Consider the following 21047-nt stretch of genomic DNA (forward strand, 5'->3'; position numbering starts at 1 on the left):
CATGCCTCGATTCAGATCACGCAAGAAAACAACCCGTGCTCCACGCAACGCCGGTAGGGGGGGAGACCTCCAAAAGCTCCACATCAAGGTGAGTTCTCCACGCATCGTGATGCTTCAGGTGATGAGCGGCATTAGCAAAGGGATCAAATGCGCGGTTGTTTTGGCATTGCTGGGTTTGATCGGCTTTGGTGCCTACCGTGGGATTCAACACCTGTTTTATGGCAATGAAAAATACCGGCTGCAAGAGATCGATTTGCAGACGAATGGTAACCTCACTCACGCCCGGGTGGTGGCTGTCACCGGGATCGATCTCGATGCGACCATTTTTGCCATCGACACCGATGCGGTGTGCGACTCCTTGCATGCCTTGCCGGAGGTGATCGACTGTGACGTGGAACGTCGTCTTCCCGGAACGCTCAAAATCAAAATTCTTGAGCGTGTCCCCGCCGTATGGATCGAATGTGAAACGCTGGGTTTTCCGGGTCGGCGCAATGGAGGTATCCTGGCTGATGGAAACGGGATCACCTTTCCCTGCGAGGGCGCCCTGTGGGAAGCGGCCAGGGATTTGCCGGTCATCGTGGTCAAAGGGGCCAAGAGCGATGCGTTCCGTCACGGAAAAAAGATGAAACACCCCGACATGCTCCGTGCTTTGCATCTGGTGAAAATCTTCGAGGCTGGCAATGTCCGCGACCAGTGGCTTCCAGAGCGAATCGTACTCATTAATGATTACTCGATGGAAGCGGTCTGCAACGATGGCTCGCGCGCGATTTTCGGTATGTACGACCATGAGCGACAGCTGGATGACTTTATCTCCATCCGCGAGCACACGCTGAAGACCCGCCGAGTTGTCAAGACGATCAACCTGATCCCCCATAAAAATATTCCCGTCACCTTTATTAGCGATCCCGTGTTGGTGAAGCCCATGCGCAAACCCACCCCGGTGAATCCACACCAGCGCGAAATTCAATCCATACTCGATCGTAACTAAGGTCGATCGCCCCAGTATCCACAACTCAATTCTTTTCCTGATTTTCCTTATTAACCCCTATCTGCCCCATTTCTCTCCATGGCGAAGTCAAAAATACACGTAGGACTCGAGATCGGCACCACCAAGACATGTATGGTGGTCGGCGAGGTGAAGCCTGATGGCTCGGTGAAAATACTCGGCCTCGGCGAGACGCGTAGTGCAGGTGTTAGAAAAGGGGAGATCACCGATTACCCCCAGGCCCGCGCCGGCTTGAAAGACGCCTTGCTCAAGGCTGAGGATGTCTGTGACGTCGATATCAGTAGCGTGCTCCTTTCGGTTACCGGCTCGCATATCGCGGGGGTCAATAACTGCGGGACTTTCCGTCTGCCTGATGAAGAGGACGAGGTGCATGAAGGCCACATTGATGAGGCCACGGAAATAGCGCGCGACCTCGCCATTCCAGGTGACCATGTTTACCTGCACAATTTTATCCGCCATTACCGACTTGATGATCACGAGCATACCGTGAGTCCGATAGGTCTGTTAGGTCGCTCGCTGGAAGTTGATTTTCATATCGTGCATGGGATACGCACACGTATTCAAAACAGCATCAAGTGCGTCCGGGAGATTCCCTTGGAGGTGGATGACGTTGTGTTTGCACCGATCGCTACAGCCCAGGTAGCACTGGAAAGGGAACAGAAAGACGCCGGTGCGCTGGTGATTGATATTGGTGGTGGTACCACCGACTACGTGCTCTATCTCAAGGGGGCCATTGCAGCCTCTGGAAGTATCCCGGTAGGAGGTGACCACATTACCAATGATATCCACCTCATCACCCACATCCCGCTGAGTAGGGCCGAGGAACTGAAGAAAACCGAGGGCGACGCATCCGGTGACCCGGCCCGTGGGATTGGTATGGTCGCTGTCATGGACGACCACGGTCTGCTGGAAACAGAGATCAAGCGGTCACTTCTCAATGCCATCATCCATGGTCGACTTGAAGAGACCCTCTATCTTGTTGAGGACCGCCTTCCTGAAAACGCCTTGCGCGGTGTCGGTGCCGGCGTGTTCCTCACCGGCGGCACCAGCCGAATGCGCGGCTTTAGTGAGCTGGCTAACGAGATTTTCGGACTGCCCATCTATCTGGCGGAACAATCCAATCTCAGCGGCGTACATGCGAATTTCCGTGATCCGCAGTATTCCACCGCAGTCGGACTGATCCGCTACGCCCAGATTCTCGACGCTGAACGCATGTCCGCTACCGGTGGCGGTGTGGTTAGCCGCGCCATCAAGTCAATATGGCCGTTTCGACGTTAATCATCCGATTGTTGGTAGAAAATCACCTCGCTACTTGCACCCAGGTGGATTGTATTGTCTAGTAGCACCATGAAACTCAAGTTCTGCGGCGCCGCCGGTACTACGACAGGTTCCCAGCATCTGCTGGAGGTGAATGGGAAACGCATCCTGCTCGACTGCGGGCTCTATCAGGGTCGGCGCAAAGACGCCTACAAGGTGAACTGCTGCTTCCCGTATTTTGACCCGCAGGAGATCGATTGTGTCGTCCTCTCACACGCCCACATTGATCACTCGGGCAACCTGCCCAACCTGTGCAGCAAAGGGTTTGAAGGCAACATCTACGCCACATTCGCCACCCGCGACCTGTGCCAGGTCATGCTTGCCGACAGTGCCCACATCCAGGAAAGCGACACCAAGTGGCTGAACAAAAGACTCAAAAAGAAAAACCAGCCGCCTGTCGAGCCGCTCTACGACGCACGTGATGCCGAGAAGTGTCTCAAGCAGTTTGTCAACGTCGGCTATAATCGTCCACTGGTGATCGCCCCCGGTGTCAGTGTCCGGTTTTTTGATGCCGGGCATATCCTCGGCAGTGCCCAGATATTGTTAGAAATCGATGATGAGGAGGACGGGAAAAAGAAACGCTTCCTCTTTTCCGGCGACGTTGGCAGGGGGGGGAATGACCTGCTCAACGACCCCGTTGCTGTTGAAAACGTCGACTACCTGCTGATGGAAAGCACCTACGGCGGACGCGAGCATGAGCTTGGAACCGGCGCCGATGATCGGATCGCAGACGTCCTCAACAGGGCGATTCAGCGGGGAGGGAAAATCATCATTCCCTGTTTCGCGGTCGAGCGGACCCAACAGATTCTGTACGTCCTGCACCAGCTCTTTGAAGACGGTCGGATTCCCGAGGTGCCGGTATTTGTCGATAGTCCGCTCGCGGTGAATGCCACCGAGATTTTCCGTCTCCACCCCGAGTGTTTCAATGAGGAGGTGCACACGTTCCTCTACGAAAAACGCAACCCCTTCGGCTTTGAAGGCCTGACCCTGATCCGCTCCGTCGCCAAGTCCAAGGAACTCAACGATAGCAAGAAACAGGGGATCATCATCTCGGCCTCCGGCATGTGCGAGGCGGGCCGCATCCTGCATCACCTGAAAAACGGCATCGGCAATCCGGCCAACACCATTCTCTTTGTCGGCTACTGTGCCGAGAACACCCTCGGTTGGAAAATCCGCCACCGTGAGCCGGAGGTGAATATCTTTGGCCAGCCGTATCCATTACGTGCCCATGTCGAGATCATGGACTCCTTTTCGGGTCACGCCGATCACTCGGAGCTCATCGACTACTTCAAGGCGATGACCGGCAGTAAGAAAAAAGTCTGGCTCGTCCACGGCGAGCGAACCCGATCGGAAACCTTCTGCGCAGCCCTCCGCGAGATCCACAACGGCGATGTCGAGGTTGGTGTGCTCGGCAAAGAGGTCCATTTTTAGCCGACCAATTATCGCTTGCATTCCACCGGTGGCTGCGCTACCAAATCCACCCAAACCGCTGCCCGGGCTGCCCGGCGCTGCTTTTCCGGTAGTGGTTTTGATCCATGGTATTCAAAGCGCGATTAGCTCAGGGGTAGAGCGCATGCTTCACACGCATGATGTCGCAGGTTCAAATCCTGCATCGCGCACCATTGGTTGATCCCTCCGCAGGGGCGGATAGGTGGGAGGGGATTCGGGGGCTGCACCCAGCTCCGGGGGCTACAGCAAACTGTCGGACGGGTATCAGTTGGCCGCCTTGTCTTTTTTCTGGGGCCGCTTCCTGCCTTTGTTTTTCTTGTCCTTTTGAGGGCCTTTGGAGGCTGTGGGATTGTCGATATCGAGCTTATCCCCCATTTGCTTCTGGAGTTCCTTGAACTCGGCCTTGAGTTCTTTGAGCTTGGCGGCGTATTCGGGTTTGCCCGCGAGATCGACCATTTCGTCAGGATCCTTGGCGGTGTTGAAGAGGCGGATGACTTGCGCCTTCGGGTAGGAGATCATTTTCCAGTCGCCCTTGGCAATCATACGCTGCCGATCCAGGTATTTTCCATAGATACTCTCATACTGGACTTTTTGGGTGCCCTTGATCAAGGGCATCAGGCTGTTGAATTCAACTTGCGTCGGTTTTTCGACCTTGGCGAGGTCCAGGGTGGTCGCCATGGCATCCTGGAGGTAGATGGGCATATCAAATCGACTGCCCGGCTTGATTCCGGGACCGGCTATCATAAAGGGGACACGCATGCTGTGGTCATACATATTCTGTTTTCCTAACAGACCGTGATGACCACAGGCGAGACCGTGGTCGGCGGTAAAGATGATATAGGTGTTATCGGCTTTTCCGGTTGCCTCCAAGGCATCGAGGATCCTGCCGATCTGCGTATCCATGTGGCTGATGATGGCGAAGTACTCCTGACGGTGCACCTTGACGGCAAACTCGGTCCGTGGAAATGGGGCCAGTTTTTCGTCACGCAAGCTCGGACCGCAGCCCATGGCGTCCTTGTGGGGATAGAGGTCGAGGTAGTTCCTGGGCACCTTGATCTTGTCGAGAGGATACATGTCGATGTATTCCTTGGGTGATTGACGGGGGTCATGCGAGGCGTTGAACGCGAGATACATGAAGAATGGCTTGTCGTCGTCCTTCGCCTGTTTGAGGAAATCGAGGCTGTGGTTGGCGACCACCTCACTCCAGTGGGTGCCGCCCTGCCAGAATCCTCCCTGGCTTTTGTCCCAGGGTTTCCAGCCGTTTTCGTAGTCTTCCTTGCTCTTGGGGCGGTTGTATCCCGAGCCTTTTGGCATGCCGGCACGGGGGTCCTTGACAACGTCAAACCTGGGGGCTCCCGGCACGTGCCATTTGCCGGTCATATACGTTGCGTATCCCGCTGCCTTCATCATCTCCGACCAATGGGGTTTGTCCTTGATGGCTGCCTCGGCGCGGTTGACAAAGGCACCGCTGTTCAGCATCGCGCGGCTCGCCACACAGACGGCACCACTCCAGGAACCCATGTTGTAGGCCTGCGAAAAGGTGGCGCCGTTTTTGACCAGGCGGTCGAGATTGGGTGTTTTGCAGTCGGTCAGCCCATACGCCCCGATACTCTCGAAGGTCATGTCATCGGCAAAAACAAACACAATATTGGGTTTGTCCGCAGCGGATGCGTAGGTGAGGGAAACAACGCAGGACAGGATGGTGGTGAGAAATTTTTTCATGGGGTAAGTGGTTTTTCAGCAAGCAAGGAGCTGTCTACAAGACTTCTACGAGATGATCGTTACATCACTACGGCGCACGTGCCAATTTCTTTCCCGGCCTGGCCAAAAATCCGCTCCGGGACAATGGCCGGTGATATCAACACCGCCCTCCTGCCTGTGCCCGGACGGAATCACTGACCCTGTGCAGGTGCCTTGGCCGACGACTCCCTCTGCAGGAAATGTGTCGGGAACTTGGCATGACGCACGGCTTCACCGGCTTCTCCGATGATGCGTTCGTGTAGAAATTTTGACGCCTGCTGCACCATGTCCAGATGCGGCATCACAATGGTGGAGAGTGAAACGGGCAGGTGCGCCGCAAGCGGCACGCCGTCAATACCAACCACGGAAAGATCCCCGGGCACGGACAAGCCAAGCTCTTTTGCAGCACGCATGACGCCTATGGCCGAAAAGTCGTTTAGCGCGATGACCGCACTAGGCCGGCTATCGCTGGAAAGCAGGGTTTTCGCAGTGGCAAGCGCATCTTCAATCGTTGCACCGCACTCGACGACGGTCGGCTTACTACCAAGTAGTTGCTGGAAGATCCTTTCAAAAATGGCGGGTCTGCCCCCCACACGTTGGCCTTTGGACCTGGCTGCCAGGAACGCCACATTTTTGTGCCCCTGCTGCATCAGGACTTTGGCGGCTTCCTCCAACCCGGTTTCGAAATCAGGCATCACGGCATCCACCGGTATATCCTTCGCCCCGGGCATCGCCATGATTACGATCGGGTAACCGGCCTTGGCCTGGTATTCAAGAAAGTCACGGTGAATCTCCACATCACTGACAAAGGCCACCACCCCGTCCACCGTACGGTCAACGAGATCCTTCATCTGCTTGACCTCTCGGTCGACGTCGGTGCGCCAGCTTTCAATCACCAGATTGTATCCCTTTTGCTCAAGATCAATCGCCATCATCTCCGCGAAGTTCGTGAAGTAGGGGTTATTGATGTCTGCGATCAATAGCCCCACGGCATTGAATTTACCTGCTTGCAGGCTTTTCGCCGCCCGGTTGGGGCGGTAGTTCAGCTCTCTTGCCGCCTTGAAAACACGCTCCTCCGTTTCCTTGGATGCCCAGGAATTCGGCTTGCGGTTTAGAATGGTTGAGGCGGTATTGACCGCAACCCCGGCTTTCTCTGCTACGTCCTTGAGTCGTGCCCTCTTTGGTACCATACACACAAAATGTTCACAGATTGGGATAAATAAAAAGCATAAAAAACCATGAAACGTTTCGTGTTGGCTTGACGTGGTTCGCGCCGCCACGTTCAATGTGCCACGGACAATAGGCGCGTGTCCTGGCAATGGTCGGTCGCCTCGAAACCAAACTTCATTGACACTTATCATGTACCAGTACGCCCAAGAAAAATACGCCCGTGTCGGGGTTGACACCGAGCATGCCATGGAACGTCTCAGGAAAATCCCTGTCTCTATCCATTGCTGGCAGGGAGACGATGTGGCTGGATTCGAAGATCCTGCCGGCGGCCTTGGCTCGGGCCTGGCTGTGACAGGCAATTATCCAGGCTCGGCGCGTAATGCCGACGAGTTGCGCATGGACCTGGAAAAGGCGTTGGGCCTGATCCCGGGAAACCACCGGCTCAATCTGCATGCCATCTATTTGGAGTCCGATGGCAAAGTGGCTCGCGACCAGATTGAAACCAGGCATTTCCAGGGCTGGATCGACTGGTGCAAATCGCAGAACCTCGGCCTCGACTTCAACCCTTCCTGCTTTTCCCATCCGCTGGCTGATGCAGGCTTCACCTTGGCATCGGCGGACGATGGCATTCGCCGGTTCTGGATTGACCACTGTATCGCCTGCCGGAAAATCGCGAACGACATGGGCGGCCAGCTTGGCAGCAAAGCGGTCACCAACATCTGGGTGCCCGATGGCTACAAGGACACGCCGGCCGACCGCGTGGCTCCCCGGCTACGGCTGAAAAACTCCTTGGATGAAATTCTCAAGGATGCCACACCGCACAACCTGGACGCCGTTGAGTCGAAGCTGTTCGGCATTGGCTCCGAGGCGTTTGTCGTCGGGTCCCACGAGTTCTACTTGGGATACGCGATGGAACAACAAATTGTGCTCTGTATGGACGCCGGTCACTTTCACCCGACGGAGATGATCTCGGAAAAGATTTCCTCCTGCCTGCTCTACGTGCCGGAGCTGCTGTTGCACGTTTCGCGTGGCGTGCGCTGGGATTCCGATCACGTAGTGACCTTCAACGATGAGCTGCAAGCGATCGCCCGGGAAATTGTCGCGAACAGGGTGGAGGACCGTGTCCACATCGGGCTCGATTTTTTTGATGCCTCCATTAACCGGGTCGCCGCCTGGACCATCGGGGTGCGCAATACCCTGAGAGCGCTGCTGGCAGGACTTCTCGAGCCGACGGAAATCCTGCGCCAGGCCGAGCTCGAAGGTGATTACACCACCCGCCTGGCACTTCAGGAGGAAGTCAAAACCTTCCCCATCGGCGCCGTCTGGGATGAGTATTGTCGCCGTCAGGAGGTGCCCGAAGGCCCGGCCTGGTTGCAGGACGTCCAGCAGTATGAAAAGGACGTGCTTGCTCACCGCTAAGTGGTGTCCACGGGTAGCGCTGCCGCAGGCCTGCCTCTCCAATCACCATTGAACAACCACATATACGCCCCATCCACCCATTCCTATGAAATTGAGATTAAGCATTGTTCTCCTTGTGAGCCTGTCCTGGATCGCCCCCGGCATGGCGCAATCGGGGCTCGATCCTAGCAAGCCTAACATCCTCTTCATCCTCGCCGATGACCTGGGTTACGCGGATACCACGCTCTACGGCTATACCCGTCTCTATCAGACACCCAATATCGAGAGGCTGGCCAGGCAAGGTATGACCTTCACCCGAGCTTACGCAGCGAGTCCGCTCTGCTCTCCCACCCGTGCGAGTATCCTCACTGGTCAGACCCCGGCACGGCTTGGCCTGACTGTACCAGAATGCCACCTGCCGCCGGTTCGCCTTAAAGCGGCGCCTGGTAGCAGCAGTGCAGCTAAAAACAAAGTCATCCAGCCAAGCTCCGCCACACGTTTGGATACCAAAATCAACACACTCGCCAAGGATCTAAAAAAAGCGGGGTATGTGACTGGGCACTTCGGGAAATGGCACCTTGGCCGCGAGCCATACTCACCTCTTGAACATGGGTTTGACGTGGATATCCCCCACTGGCCCGGGCCTGGCCCGGCCGGTGGTTTTGTGGCACCCTGGAAATTCCCCGACTTCGACCCACAGACACCAAACGAACATATCGAGGACCGCATGGCGCAAGAGGCGGTGGCCTTCATGAAGAAAAACAAAGACCGGCCGTTCTTCCTGAATTACTGGATGTTCAGCGTCCACGCACCATTTGATGCCAAAAAGGACGTGATCAAAAAATACAAGGACCTGGTAAATCCCGCCGACCCACAGCGTTCACCCACCTATGCCGCGATGGTCGAAAGCATGGACGATGCTGTCGGAACACTGTTAGACGCGGTCGATGAACTCGGAATCGCCGATAACACCCTCGTGATCTTTTTCTCCGACAACGGCGGTAATATGTATAACTGGGTCGACGACACCCGGCCGACCAGCAACGCCCCGCTACGCGGCGGAAAAGCCACCATGTATGAAGGTGGTATCCGCGTGCCGATGGTCGTCAAATGGCCCGGCAAAATCGAACCCGCCACCCGCTCGGACGCGATGGTCCAATCGATCGATTTCTATCCGACCATTCTCAAGATAATCGGCACCAAACCAGACCACCCGGAAGTCATCGACGGTATCGACATCACCCCGGCCTTCGAGGGTAAAGCTCTCAAACGTGAGGCGATCTTCACCTATTTCCCGTATGATCCACCTGTGCCCGACTGGATGCCGCCAGCCATTTCCGTGCATCACGGAAATTGGAAACTCATCCGCGAGTTCCACCAGGGGGCTGATGGTGCGCATTTTTACCACCTCTACAACCTCGCCAATGATATGGGGGAAAAACACAACATCGCCTACAAGCTACCGGGTTTGGTTCAATCCATGGACGCGATGATTACCAGGTTCATCAAGGAAACCGACGCAGTCCTTCCCATTCCCAATCCGAAGTTCGACCAGGACAAGTACGCACCGGAACGCGAGGGGGTCACGACTATGAAAAAGCCCAAAGCTAAAAAAAATCCACAGCCCAAGCTGAAAAAGCCCCGCTGAAGGCCGAAATAATCATAGCATGGAAGCTGCCAGCTTACCTGGTGGGTAGCGGTGGTGACGCCGGATTGTCTCCGTAGCCGTGGTCGGTTCTGCCCGGTAGCAATGAGTTATCGTCATCGGGCAACCAGGGCATGGGATTCTCCTCATCCGGAATGGGTGCCATCTTGCTGCCGTGCACACTGTGGAGTCTGCGCGGTTGGGCCTGCTGGTCAATGACCTCCCCCTTGTAGAGCAGCTCCACCACGTAGCCGTAGAATTCCCGCCGCCCAAGCAGGTGCTCATCAGCGAGGTCAGCCTCCGGTATGGTGTAGGAAACACGCAGCGACTCCTCGTTGCCCGGGTCCTGCCAGTCGAGCTTGGCATCCCCCCAGGTCGATTCAATCTGGGCAAGCGAACTCGCTTTCTTGATTTCCCCTCCATTGACTTTGTCGTAAAAGTGAATCTGCACATGCACGTCCGACGGATTGATCGGCTTGTCGGGTCGGGCAAGGATGGTGATACTCACATCGGCATGTTTAGCACCCATCGCCCCCTTGCTCTTGCGTGTGGTCATAGGGCCAATGGAAATAACCGGACGGTGGGCGTGCGCCACGTCCATGCCCTTGGTCAGTTTGTTGGCCGCGAGGGTAAAATAGACGCCTGCCTTGACACCCATTTGTTGGACTTTCTGGTAGTGGTCTGCCGCTTTGATGTAGATCCCCATGTCTTCAAAGAGCAGGGCTTTCTGATAGATGACAGCGGGTTCGCCAGGGTCGAGCCGTTCGGCTTCGTCCAGCTTGAGCATGGAGCGCATCATGTCACCATCCATGTGCAGGGTGCGCGACTCCATCACGAGCCGCTCGACCACGGGATCGGCAATCGTTGGCAACTGCGGGCTGTTGCTTGTTGCCGCGACAGCCGGGGGCGTTGAGGGGGGGGTATGGGCCGGGACACGGATAGAGGGGGAGGTGTCTGCTGCATCCACACCATCCGGATTCGTCTCCGACGGAGTGTTGCCAACACTGGCCAGGATCTCCGACAGGCTGCGCGGCTGGATAGGTTCCTGGGGGGCGCTCACCACGGGTGCTGTCGCGTTGTTGACAACCTCATCCGGATGTGGACCACGCACGGTGAGTGCCGTTCCCACCGTAATGAGCTGGGTAAACGCCAACAGAGCGAGCAGCCAGCAGGCGACCACAAATGTAGGCCTTGGGGCAGTCTTGTGGGGACCTGGGCCTGGCGGGCTGGAGTTTCCCGAACCCCCGGAGGCCGGAGTGTGGGATGGGATCGTGTTTTTCATAGGTGTCCTTCACGGTAGAGAATGGAAGGCCGCAATGTCAATCAGGGAAACGAGGTAGGAAAGGGGGATGCAAGGGGTAATCTTGGCGGCGACTTCGGGTAGCGGAGGGCAAGCCCGGGCACGCGGGAAATCAGGAATACTTCAGCTCCTTGGAGGGATCGGTCTGGAAATCGAGTGCAAAACGTGCCGTGGTATTGGGCTTGATCACGGTTTCCACGTACTTCAGGTGCACGGGGTCCTCGATGTAAATCCGCAGCTTTTCCAGCGTCTCCACCTCCACCGTCAGGAAAAACGGCCATTCAGCTGTTGTGTCAATATTACGTCCGGAGCGAACACTCAGCACTTCCGGGATCTTCAACAGCATGCTGCGGGTCGACCGGATCATTTCCTCAAGCTTGCGGTCGTCAACCTCCGGCTTGAGCTTAAAAAAGACTACGTGATGAATCATGGTAAATTAAGCTCTCCAGTTGAGGGCACCTTTTTTCAGTGCATACACATAGGCAGCGGCAAGGATGCCGACAAATCCGCAGATACTCCAGAAGGCCATGGAACTCTGGGCAGTCAGATCGCGGAACTGCACCGCCCACGGATAGAGAAAGACAACTTCGATGTCGAAAATCACGAACAGCATGGCCACGAGATAGAACTTGACACTGAAACGTGGCGAGCCGTCGCCCACAGGCAGCATACCACACTCGTAGGGACTGTCTTTGGTGGCGTTTTTACTGCCCTTTTTTCCGAGCAGGACACTCATGATCAACATCGTGGCGCAGAAACCGAGGGCGACCATGGCCTGCATGATGACGGGAAGATAATCTTGTAACATGGATCAGGGAAGGAAAGGTGTGCAGGAGGAAAGTGTGTTGGATGACTTGGCAGGCGGGTCGGCCGTAGAGCTAAAAACCCGCGGCACCTTCATGGTGACGCGGGCTTTTAAAACAATTCGTGCTGGAATAACCAGCACGAAATTTAATGGTTTCAATCAGAGTGTGCTTATTTGACTGTCAATAGACAAGTCAGTCTAGGCAGACTCCTGTGCAGCGAGGAAATCGCTATGAGCTTCAGACAGCTTCGCCAGTCCCTTGTATTCCTTGCCTTCTTTCTCGATCATACCCCGGGTAACCAGGTTCTGGAGCTTTTCATAAGCACGGAGGCGGAGCATTTCTTCTCCACCACTGACGGCGTTGCGTTCTTTGAGTCTAGCGTAAACAGCTTCGAAGAGATCGTTAAATCCGAAGAAGCTGTCATCATCTCCCAGCACGTTAACGATTTCATCTGTTACGTGATCCGGGACGCGGCGAGAGAAACGAGTTCTTTTCGTAGTAGCCATGTGCGTATTGTACCACAACTAGCAGCATTGTGCGATCTGAAAATAATAAAAAGCACAAAATTTCTAATTTTTTTGTCATACAGGGATGACAAATTCTTAAAACCAGAGAGTTGACACAAGTCATCATATCAGCGATGTCGGTACACGTCATGACCACATCACCAGGAAAACATGTAGCAGTTGTAGGGGCTACAGGCGCAGTCGGGCAGGAGATGCTCGATTGTTTGGAAGAGCGTAATTTCCCTATCAGCGAATTAACTTTGCTCGCATCCGCCCGATCGGCGGGGAAAGAGATTTCGTTTCGTGGAAACTTAATCAAAGTTAAGGAATTGACACACGACAGCTTCGAAGGAGTGGAGATCGCCCTGTTTAGTGCAGGTGGAGGGATTTCACTCGAATACGCGCCGAGTGCAGCTGCCGCTGGTGCCGTGGTGATCGACAACTCATCCGCATTCCGTATGGACGACGAAGTCCCGCTGGTCGTTCCGGAGGTGAACCCGGAGGCTGTCAGGAACCGTCCCAAAGGCATCATCGCCAACCCGAACTGTACCACCATCATCACCCTGATGGCACTTGCTCCGCTGCACAGGCTTTACGGACTGCGCAGTGTCATCGCATCAAGCTACCAGGCTGTCTCCGGCAGTGGTGCCCAGGGGATTATTGAACTTGATGCGCAAATCAAGGCGCTCGGCACCGGTGGCGAGGTCACCGGGGACCTCATCAATGTCTATCCGTGCCAGATTGCCTCCAACGTCATCCCGCAAGTGGATGCATTCACGGAAAGCGGTTACACCAAGGAAGAGCTGAAAATGCTCAACGAGAGCCGCAAAATTCTCAACCTTCCCGAGCTCAAGGTCACCTGCACCTGTGTGCGTGTGCCCGTGCACCGCTCCCACTCCGTCAGTGTCACCGCCCAGTTCGACAAACCGGTCGACGTCGCCGGCGCCCGCGCCGCATTTGCTGACACCCCCGGGATCAAGGCCAAGGACGACCCTGCAATGGCACTCTACCCGGTGCCGCTCGATACCACCAAGAAAGACGACTGCTTGGTCGGGCGCATCCGCAAGGACATGGTCTTCAACAATGCGCTCACGCTCTGGGTGGTAGGCGACCAGGTCCGCAAGGGAGCCGCCCTCAACGCCGTGCAGATCGCCGAGCTGCTGTAGTTCAAACTCCAAGTTTTAAACTTCAAATACCCAAGTAACAAACTTCCGTGTATTCCGTTCCTTCCGTGGTTCCCATCCTGATCAAGCAGTACTAGTATATATTTTCCATGGACGACCTCAAACCCTGGCTCAAAGCGAAGCAGAAGGAAGTGGACACCGCGCTGGCTAGGCTTTTGCCCCGCGAAACCACCGCGCCGCAAACCATCCACAAGGCGATGCGTTACAGCGTTTTTGCCGGTGGAAAACGCCTGCGCCCGATCCTCTGCCTCGCCGCTGCCGAAGCCTGCGGTGGGGAAACAGAAAACGCCCTCGCCCCCGCCTGCGCCACCGAGGTCATGCACACCTACTCGCTGGTCCACGATGATCTGCCGTGTATGGATGATGATGATCTCCGCCGTGGCCGGCCCACCAGCCACAAGGTCTTTGGCGAGGGGATGGCGGTGCTGACTGGTGACGCCCTGCTCACCGAGGTGTTTGCCATCATCGCGCGGACTCCCGCCACCAAACGCTACGGGGTCAAGGACTACGTCGAGGAAATAGCCAGCACCGGCGGCAGTAGAAAACTTATCGGTGGCCAGGTGCTCGACCTCGAAGGGGAGGGCAAAAAGCTCACTAAAAAGGATCTGATCAAAATCCATGAGGCAAAAACAGCAGCCCTGCTAACAGCCTCAGTCCGCCTCGGTGCCATGACCGCTAACGCGACTCCCGCAAAACTCGAAGCCCTGACAACATTCGGTTACAACCTGGGCCTCGCGTTTCAAGTCATCGACGACATCCTCGACGTGACTCAGACTACGGAGGTGTTAGGAAAAACCGCAGGCAAGGACGAAGCGGTGGATAAATCAACCTACCCCGCCATCCTCGGTCTCGAAGCATCCCGCAAGGAAGCGGCCCGCCTCACCCGCAAGGCACTCGGTGCCCTGGAAGCCTTCGGCAAAAAAGCCAAACGCCTCGAACAAATCGCCCGCTACCTGCTGGAGCGCGAGTATTAGAAAGTAGGATCCCGCGCCTGCGGGATCGGCAACCCAAGCTCTCATCCTCTGCTCATATTCTGCCGACAGCTTGCAAAGCTGTCCTACCTGGCTACCCGGGAAGCAGGGCAATCAGGTCGTTGTGGGGGCGGGCGATGACGTGGGCGGCGATCAGCTTGCCCAGGTCACCGACTGCGGCGGCACCTGTATCGATGGCGGCTTTGACGGCAGCCACATCCCCCTCGATGATGATGGTCACGTAGGCGGCGCCGATTTTCTCTTTGCCGACGAGGCTCACATCAGCCGCTTTAAGCATGGCGTCTGTGGCTTCGAGGCTGGCGGTGAGTCCCTGGGTCTCAAGGATGCCGATGGCTTTTTGTGGTTTGCTCATGGTGGTGTTGGTTTCGAGTTTGTTTGGTTGGTAATCGGTGGGTTTGAGTTCCTCGCGGCCACCGTAGAGGCCGTTGATGATCATGTCACCTTCGTTGAGCGAGGGGATGTTTGGATCAGGGTTGGCCATCATGGTGGTGGTGGCCTCGCCGCCGAGTCGGGCGGCTTCGGTATGGGCTTCATCGAGAGCCGACTGCACGTCAGCCGGGCTGTCGCCGCTGATACGGATCAGTGTCAGCTCGGTGCCGGCGGGTTCGAGTCCAAGCAGGTGGACATTGGCGGACTTGGTGACCGTGTCCGCGACAATGGCGGCGATGGAAAGGTGCCGGACTTCAATAAATCCGAGTGGTCTGTTAGTTGAAGAGCTCATGAGGAGGAATTACTTGTTTAAATTACGCATGACCTTGCGCACGATTTCCTCCACATCACTTGGGTTGACCCCTCCCGCTTGGCTTGGAGCTTGGCTTTGTGTTGGCGGTCGGGATGCCGGGCTGTAGGTAGCTTGGGCTGCAAAGTCAGGGATGGGACATGACTGGGCCAGGTCCCCCAGCCCGCAGTCGCTGAGCAGGCAGGCGATCTTGTCGCCGATGGCCTTGAGGTCCTTGACTTCGCTGGGGGCATTGGGAAAGCGGACACCGCCTGGAGAGAATCCCCGGGCTTCGTAACCGAGCCTGAATCCCGTGGGGAAGTTTTTGGCTGTGATCATGATCTGGAAGAGTTCCAGGAGCTTATACTGGTAGTCCTTGGCCCGTTCCCAGTTTCCTGCGACACAGTCGTTGTAGATTTTCATGATGACCTCGGGGGCCACGCCCGCGGTGGAAACGGTTCCGCCGTCGCCCCCCATCATCATGGTGGGGACAAGCAGCTCTTCCCAGCCGACCATGACACTGAAGTCGGGGCGTGTCGGTTTGATGGCGTTCATGACGTGGAGGAAGCGGCACATGTCGGCGCTGCTGTCCTTGGTGCCGATGATGCGCGGGTATTCCAGCGCCAGGCGGGTGAGCACCGGCACACTGATCTCGGAGGCGAGGGTGGGGATGTTGTAAATGACGATATCGATCGGCGAACGCTCCGCGAGATCCTGGAAATAGGCCTCGATGCTCTCCTGGCTGGGTTTGAAGTAGTAGGGGCCGGTGATGGAGACGGCGCGGCAGCCGAGGTCGGCGCAGTGGTGGCACATTTCCAGAACCAGGTCGGCGTTGGGTTCGGCGGCTCCGGCGAGAATCGGGATGCGGCCATCGACCTCGTCGGCAATGATACTGATGACTCTTTTACGCTCCTCAAAGCTGAGACGAATAAATTCACCCAAGCTGCCGTTCGGGAAAATGCCGGAGACCCCCTTGTCGATCAGCCAGGAGACGATCTTACGTAGCTCACCCTCGTTGAGGGTGCCGTCGGCGTGGTAGGGGGTGATGTTGGGGACGAAGATGCCCTGCAGTGCTGCGCTCATGGTGATGTCATAAATCGATTATCGAAGATAGTAAAGCTCCTTGGTATCGGCCCACATTCCTTTGGCCTGTGGCAATGGTTTTTGGCAGGGGTCGGTCTCCTTCCACCAGCGGATGGTCTCGGGGTCCTGCCCCATGGCCTTCATGTCGGCCTCAAAGTCCTTGCCGGTGTATTCAAGGTAGGCGATGAGGTAGGTCTTGCCGTGGATATCGACTTCATGGATGGAGAAGTTCTGGATGTTGGACTTCTTGATCTGCTTGTTGACGCCCGGCCACGGGTTGGCGTGGAGCTTGCGGTAGTAGTCGGCTTTTTCAGGTTTGAGGCCGGTGACCCAGCAGTAGCGCTTCGGTTCGGGCGCCAGGTTCGAGCAGCTTGTGAGGAGGGCGACCAGTGAGCCGAGCAGGACGAGGTGGATGGTTTTCATAGACTTGTTTTTTACGTGGTTATTGACCGAAATGAATTTCAGATAGAGAGGGGCCGTCGGATGCCTTGATGATGCGCAAGCGCGCAGCGGTGGCATTTTGGCCAGGGAATGATTGAGTAAATGTGGCACCGATTTTCGTGCCTTGGATGACCGTTTTCCATGCTCCGTTGACCATGAGATCAAGTTCCCATTGCTCAATGCGTTGATAGACTTCGGAGATGTGCACATTGGCGACATGTTGTTCCGTGGAAAACTCAACGGTTAGAGTGGTCTCGCTGGTTTTTTCGTCAGTTGCCCAGCGGGTGGCAGGGTCGCCATCCACGGCTTTGTCAGCCGCGTACTGAGCCTCGTTTTTGTAAACATTGGATGCCTTGGCGGATTTCGCCCAGCTGAAAAACTTCTCTGGCTCCAGATCCATCGCCGAGCGAGTCAGGGTGAGTTCCACGACGGCGGCAATTTCCCGGGTGGCGTCTCCGCCCAGGGTGATGGTGGTGGTGTCACGACCTCTCACGGAATCAATCGTCGCCGACCCACCAGTCATAACCTTGCTGGTCTTGATCAACGACTTCGACATCGGCAGGGTCACGGACTTGCAGTTGTCTAACATGTGGATGAAAATCTTGTTTCCTTTCCGGGTCGAAAGCACTTGGTTGGATGGCAGGAATGGACCTCCGCGTGTGCCGTAGATGCTTTCACCATACTGCTTGATCCAAGTGCCCATTTCCTTCAGTCGCTCGACCTGCCGAGGCTCGATCCGACCGTCGGGCATGGGGCCGACGTTAAAGAGGAAGTTGCCATTGCCGCCGTTGGTTCTGATCAGCGACTGGATACACTGCTTGGCGGACTTCATTTTGTCGTTGGGTTTCCAGGCCCACTGGCGGCAGATGGTCATACAGGTTTCCCATGGGTTTTCATTGTAGGCTCCGATGTGCTGTTCCGGAGTGTCGTAATCGCCGGAGTGGACGGCGGGGTCCCAGCCTTTGCCACCCATTCCTTTCCTGCCCTTGCCGACACGGTTGTTAATGACAAGGTGGTCTTTTTGACTTCTCAAAAACCGGTAAAGTTTCGCGCCTCGCTCAGGTGTCCAGGTGTTGAACCATTCGCCGTCGAACCAGAGCAGTTTGGTGTCGTAGTTCTTGATGAGCTCGGCACATTGCGCATTCATATACTCGACGTAGCGATCCATGTCGGCTCCTTCCGTAGGACGTTTGTCATGGTATCGTGGTGTCCAATCGTAGTGATACCAATCGGCCACCGAGTAGTAGGTGCAAAACGCGATGCCGTGTTTTTTACAGGCTTCGGAAAGCTCTTTGCAGATGTCGCGTTTGAAGGGTGTCCCGGCAATGCTGTAGGGTGTTTCTCGCTGCTCGGTGGCGGAAATCCATGGGCGCTGTTGGGTGGGCCAGAGGCAAAAACCATCGTGGTGTTTGGTGGTCAGCACGAGGTATTTCATACCTGCCTCCTTGGCGGTGCGAGCCCACGCGTCGGCATCGAATTTCTCCGGGTTGAAGTTTTTGTAGAGGTTGTCGTATTCCTTAACCGGAATCTGCCTGCCACGCGACCAGCCGATCTCAGTGCCTTTCAGCGCAACCGGCCCCCAGTGGATGAACATACCGAACCGCCAGTCCTGGAATTCCTCTATCGCCTCCGGGTGAGTCTTGAGATCGGGTGCCAGTTTGCCGCCACCAGCATAAACAGTGAGCGATGCAATGGCGGCGGCGAGAAGTGGGTAGATGAGTTTTTTCATGGCTTGAACATTTGAGGTATGAGAGTGAAATCTTTTAGCTAAAAAAGCGCCTAGGCGTGGATGCCTGGACGCTTTGCAAAAGTGTTCTACAGACAGTTTATTTTCTGCGACGCAGTATCAGGGCCAGCCCGCTAAGTCCGAGAAGGGTAGTCGTGGAGGGTTCTGGTACAGCAATGGCGGCGAGTTCAGCGACATGCAAATAATTGACGCCATCAACCTTGATGTACCGCACATTATTATAGCCAGCCGTCATGGAAAAACTGCCATCTCCAGCACCATTGTTAGTCAGGCCGCTGATGGTGTCTGAGGCGATGACGGTTGATCCATCCTCACCCAGAAGCGTGATTGTGCCGGTATTCGTACGATCTGCAAAGCCTGCACGTCCCACGATCGAAACCCAGTCGAGGTTTTGAGCCGAGCCGAGATCGACTTGCCAAAAATCGGTGGTGTTGTTGCGACCATGGCTGAAGTTGGTAAAAATACCATCGTTGCCATGGCTCGTAGGATAAGCGCCGGATAATTGCTGGCCACTGGTGCTTGCACCGGTAGCTACTGAGTCAGCCAAGACGCGGACCTCACGGAGATTCATGTAATCTCCCTTACTGACCCGCACTGAGGCGACACCTGAAAAGCCCAGGCCTCCGTTGTCGAACGTGAAGGTCTCACCCAGTGTTGCCGTGTCTGTGAGAGTTGTTGTGAAAAGGACGTTGTTGGAAGCATCGAGTACATCGAGTGTAGCTCCCGTGACCCTTGCATCTGTAGTCGTGGTTCCGGCCTGTAAGTCGCCGCGGTTGACTATCTCGATACTTGTAACATGGGTGGCCTTGGGAAGAGCCACGGTCCATTGTCCGGTGCCGTTGTTACCGGTGTTATACATGGTGTTCAAATTGCCGTCATTGCCTCCGAATGGGTTCTTGACGGTGTCGAAGGGGTAATCTGCAGCATCAACCATTGAGGATGTGCCGAAGGGGGCGATGTTTAGGACGGCGGCTTGAGAAAGGGCTGTACTCAGCAAGAGGCTCGTCAATGTGTAAAAATGATGTGTTTTCATGTGTTTTGTAATATGGGATGTCTGTCGTTGAGATTAACTCTGACGGTTTGAGACTTAAAATCCCATGGCATTTTGAGACATATAAATGGCAAATACAGACACGAAGCCATGGTGGATGGTGTACTTGATGATAATGTCAGTTGCTTCATGGGGGAGGGTTATTTAGCCTCCGTCTTGCCGGGTAATTTCCGGGGCTCCATGTCCATCGCCGATTGGGTCAGGATGAGTTCCACAATGGCGTCGATCTCTTGGGCGGCGTCCTTGCCGAGGGTGAGGGTGGTGAGGGCGTGATCCCCGGGGGCGGACAGCGTGACTGTGCCGCCGGTGAGGACCTTGCTGCTTTTGATCAGGTGCTTGGAAATAGGCAGGGTCACCGTGCTGCGGGAGTCGAGCAGGTGGAGGTAAATTTTGTCGCCTTTACGGGTCGAGTAAACGTCGTCGACGGGGATGAACGGACCGCCGCGTGTGCCGTAGATGCTGTCGCCGTATTTTTGCAACCAGTCGCCCATTTCCGCGAGCCGGTCGGCCTGGCGTTGCTCGATGCGGCCGTCGGGCATTGGGCCGACGTTGAAGAGGAAGTTGCCGTCGCCACCGCTGGTGCGGACGAGGGTTTGCAGGCATTGTTTGAGCGACTTCAGCTCGTCATTGGGTTTCCACGCCCACTGGCGGCAGATGGTCATGCAGGTTTCCCACGGGCGTGTGGTTTGGAACTTGCCGACTTTTTGCTCGGGGGTCTCGTAGTCGCCGACGTTTTTCTGATAGCCGTAGCGGTTCCTCCGTCCCGGCTCGGAGTAGGCGCGGTTGTTGATGAGGACATTCGGCTGCAACTGGCGCAGCTCCCTGACCATCGGCACACCGTGTTTCACGCCGTAGGACTGGGGTACGTCAAACCAGAAGGTGAAGATCGGACCGTAGTTCCTGGAGAGTTCGCGGAGCTGGCCACGCATGAAAACGTCATAGGCATCCAGGTCGGGATTGGGTTTCCTGGTTGTGCCGCCGGGGCTGCCGAGCGGGAACGACGGGTGGTACCAGTCGCAGGACGAGTAGTAGATGCCGAAGGCGATACCGCCTTTTTTGCAGGCCTCGGCGAGTTCCTTGACCACGTCCCGTTTGAACGGGGAGTGCATGATGTTGTAGTCCGTCAGCTTGCTGTCCCAGAGGCAGAAGCCGTCGTGGTGTTTGGCGGTGAGCACGATGTACTTCATGCCGCCGGCCTTGGCGACGGCGACCCATTTGTCGGCGTCGAACCCGGTGGGGTTGAACTTTTTGTAAAGGTTGTCGTATTCGTCGATGGGCACCTGCTTGCCGCGTGACCAGCCGATCTCGGTGCCCTTCAGGCTGACCGGGCCCCAGTGGATGAACATGCCGTAGCGGGAGTCCTTCCAGTTTTCAACGGCGGCGGCGGGTGCGTGCCCGGGCGAGAGCGGTTTTTCCTGCGCTAGCAGCGGGAGGGCGGAGAAGACGAGGGCCAGGAGGGCGGAGGTGGTTTTGGGGATGCTTTTCATGACGGAT

At 56.1% G+C, this 21047-nt stretch carries 19 protein-coding genes and 1 tRNA gene; 8 read left to right on the top strand and 12 right to left on the bottom strand.

Features of this window, described 5'->3' with window-relative positions; all coding sequences use genetic code 11:
• Position 1: 1 nt before the first annotated feature.
• The 4 genes from H7A51_01165 to H7A51_01180 all read left to right on the top strand — a co-directional run bounded on the left by H7A51_01165 (position 2) and on the right by H7A51_01180 (position 3945).
• On the top strand, positions 2–988 hold the full coding sequence (locus tag H7A51_01165) for an FtsQ-type POTRA domain-containing protein (GenBank protein MCP5534826.1): 987 nt from the start codon (positions 2–4) through the stop codon (positions 986–988).
• 78 nt (positions 989–1066) lie between these two features.
• Positions 1067–2284 (top strand): cell division protein FtsA, encoded by a 1218-nt coding sequence (ftsA, locus tag H7A51_01170; protein MCP5534827.1) that lies wholly within the window; start codon positions 1067–1069, stop codon positions 2282–2284.
• Positions 2285–2353: 69 nt separating this feature from the next.
• Positions 2354–3754: an MBL fold metallo-hydrolase gene (locus H7A51_01175; GenBank protein MCP5534828.1), complete on the top strand. Its 1401-nt coding sequence runs from the start codon at positions 2354–2356 to the stop codon at positions 3752–3754.
• Positions 3755–3870: 116 nt separating this feature from the next.
• Positions 3871–3945 (top strand) — tRNA-Val (locus tag H7A51_01180).
• 91 nt (positions 3946–4036) lie between these two features.
• Here the strand turns inward: H7A51_01180 and H7A51_01185 are convergent.
• A complete protein-coding gene (locus H7A51_01185) occupies positions 4037–5494 on the bottom strand; it encodes a sulfatase-like hydrolase/transferase (GenBank protein MCP5534829.1) in 1458 nt (485 codons plus the stop codon).
• A 170-nt stretch (positions 5495–5664) separates the two neighbouring features.
• Positions 5665–6702: a LacI family DNA-binding transcriptional regulator gene (locus tag H7A51_01190; protein MCP5534830.1), complete on the bottom strand. Its 1038-nt coding sequence runs from the start codon at positions 6700–6702 to the stop codon at positions 5665–5667.
• A gap of 169 nt (positions 6703–6871) precedes the next feature.
• Here H7A51_01190 and H7A51_01195 point away from each other — a divergent pair, with 169 nt between their 5' ends.
• Both H7A51_01195 and H7A51_01200 read left to right on the top strand, forming a co-directional pair.
• Positions 6872–8101 (top strand): L-rhamnose isomerase, encoded by a 1230-nt coding sequence (locus H7A51_01195; GenBank protein MCP5534831.1) that lies wholly within the window; start codon positions 6872–6874, stop codon positions 8099–8101.
• An 85-nt stretch (positions 8102–8186) separates the two neighbouring features.
• Complete coding sequence (locus tag H7A51_01200; GenBank protein ID MCP5534832.1) at positions 8187–9728, top strand: sulfatase; 1542 nt, start codon at positions 8187–8189, stop codon at positions 9726–9728.
• Positions 9729–9762: 34 nt separating this feature from the next.
• Here H7A51_01200 and H7A51_01205 read toward each other — a convergent pair whose 3' ends face one another.
• The 4 genes from H7A51_01205 to H7A51_01220 form a co-directional block, all read right to left on the bottom strand.
• Entirely contained in the window at positions 9763–11007 is a 1245-nt protein-coding gene (locus H7A51_01205; protein MCP5534833.1) for a hypothetical protein, read from the bottom strand.
• 130 nt (positions 11008–11137) lie between these two features.
• Positions 11138–11455 carry a Dabb family protein gene (locus H7A51_01210; protein ID MCP5534834.1) on the bottom strand — a complete coding sequence of 106 codons (318 nt, stop codon included), beginning with the start codon at positions 11453–11455 and terminating at the stop codon, positions 11138–11140.
• Positions 11456–11461: 6 nt separating this feature from the next.
• Positions 11462–11833, bottom strand: coding sequence for an NADH-quinone oxidoreductase subunit A (locus H7A51_01215; protein ID MCP5534835.1), 372 nt, complete (start codon positions 11831–11833; stop codon positions 11462–11464).
• Between the two features lie 195 nt (positions 11834–12028).
• Positions 12029–12337 (bottom strand): hypothetical protein, encoded by a 309-nt coding sequence (locus H7A51_01220; protein MCP5534836.1) that lies wholly within the window; start codon positions 12335–12337, stop codon positions 12029–12031.
• Between the two features lie 149 nt (positions 12338–12486).
• Between H7A51_01220 and H7A51_01225 the strand changes: the two genes are divergently transcribed.
• Both H7A51_01225 and H7A51_01230 read left to right on the top strand, forming a co-directional pair.
• Complete coding sequence (locus tag H7A51_01225) at positions 12487–13503, top strand: aspartate-semialdehyde dehydrogenase (GenBank protein ID MCP5534837.1); 1017 nt, start codon at positions 12487–12489, stop codon at positions 13501–13503.
• 107 nt (positions 13504–13610) lie between these two features.
• The gene (locus tag H7A51_01230) at positions 13611–14495 is read left to right on the top strand and encodes a polyprenyl synthetase family protein (protein ID MCP5534838.1); all 885 of its coding nucleotides are present in this window, start codon (positions 13611–13613) and stop codon (positions 14493–14495) included.
• Between the two features lie 91 nt (positions 14496–14586).
• Here H7A51_01230 and H7A51_01235 read toward each other — a convergent pair whose 3' ends face one another.
• The 6 genes from H7A51_01235 to H7A51_01260 form a co-directional block, all read right to left on the bottom strand.
• Positions 14587–15234 (bottom strand): BMC domain-containing protein, encoded by a 648-nt coding sequence (locus H7A51_01235; protein ID MCP5534839.1) that lies wholly within the window; start codon positions 15232–15234, stop codon positions 14587–14589.
• A 9-nt stretch (positions 15235–15243) separates the two neighbouring features.
• Entirely contained in the window at positions 15244–16314 is a 1071-nt protein-coding gene (locus H7A51_01240) for a dihydrodipicolinate synthase family protein (GenBank protein MCP5534840.1), read from the bottom strand.
• An 18-nt stretch (positions 16315–16332) separates the two neighbouring features.
• On the bottom strand, positions 16333–16737 hold the full coding sequence (locus H7A51_01245; protein MCP5534841.1) for an L-rhamnose mutarotase: 405 nt from the start codon (positions 16735–16737) through the stop codon (positions 16333–16335).
• 19 nt (positions 16738–16756) lie between these two features.
• A complete protein-coding gene (locus tag H7A51_01250) occupies positions 16757–18484 on the bottom strand; it encodes an alpha-L-fucosidase (GenBank protein MCP5534842.1) in 1728 nt (575 codons plus the stop codon).
• Between the two features lie 97 nt (positions 18485–18581).
• Positions 18582–19535, bottom strand: a complete 954-nt coding sequence (locus H7A51_01255) for a PEP-CTERM sorting domain-containing protein (GenBank protein ID MCP5534843.1) — start codon at positions 19533–19535, stop codon at positions 18582–18584.
• Between the two features lie 158 nt (positions 19536–19693).
• Entirely contained in the window at positions 19694–21040 is a 1347-nt protein-coding gene (locus H7A51_01260) for an alpha-L-fucosidase (GenBank protein ID MCP5534844.1), read from the bottom strand.
• Positions 21041–21047 lie beyond the last annotated feature (7 nt).

The sequence above is a fragment of the Akkermansiaceae bacterium genome, assembly GCA_024233115.1.
Taxonomy (GTDB): domain Bacteria; phylum Verrucomicrobiota; class Verrucomicrobiia; order Verrucomicrobiales; family Akkermansiaceae; genus Oceaniferula.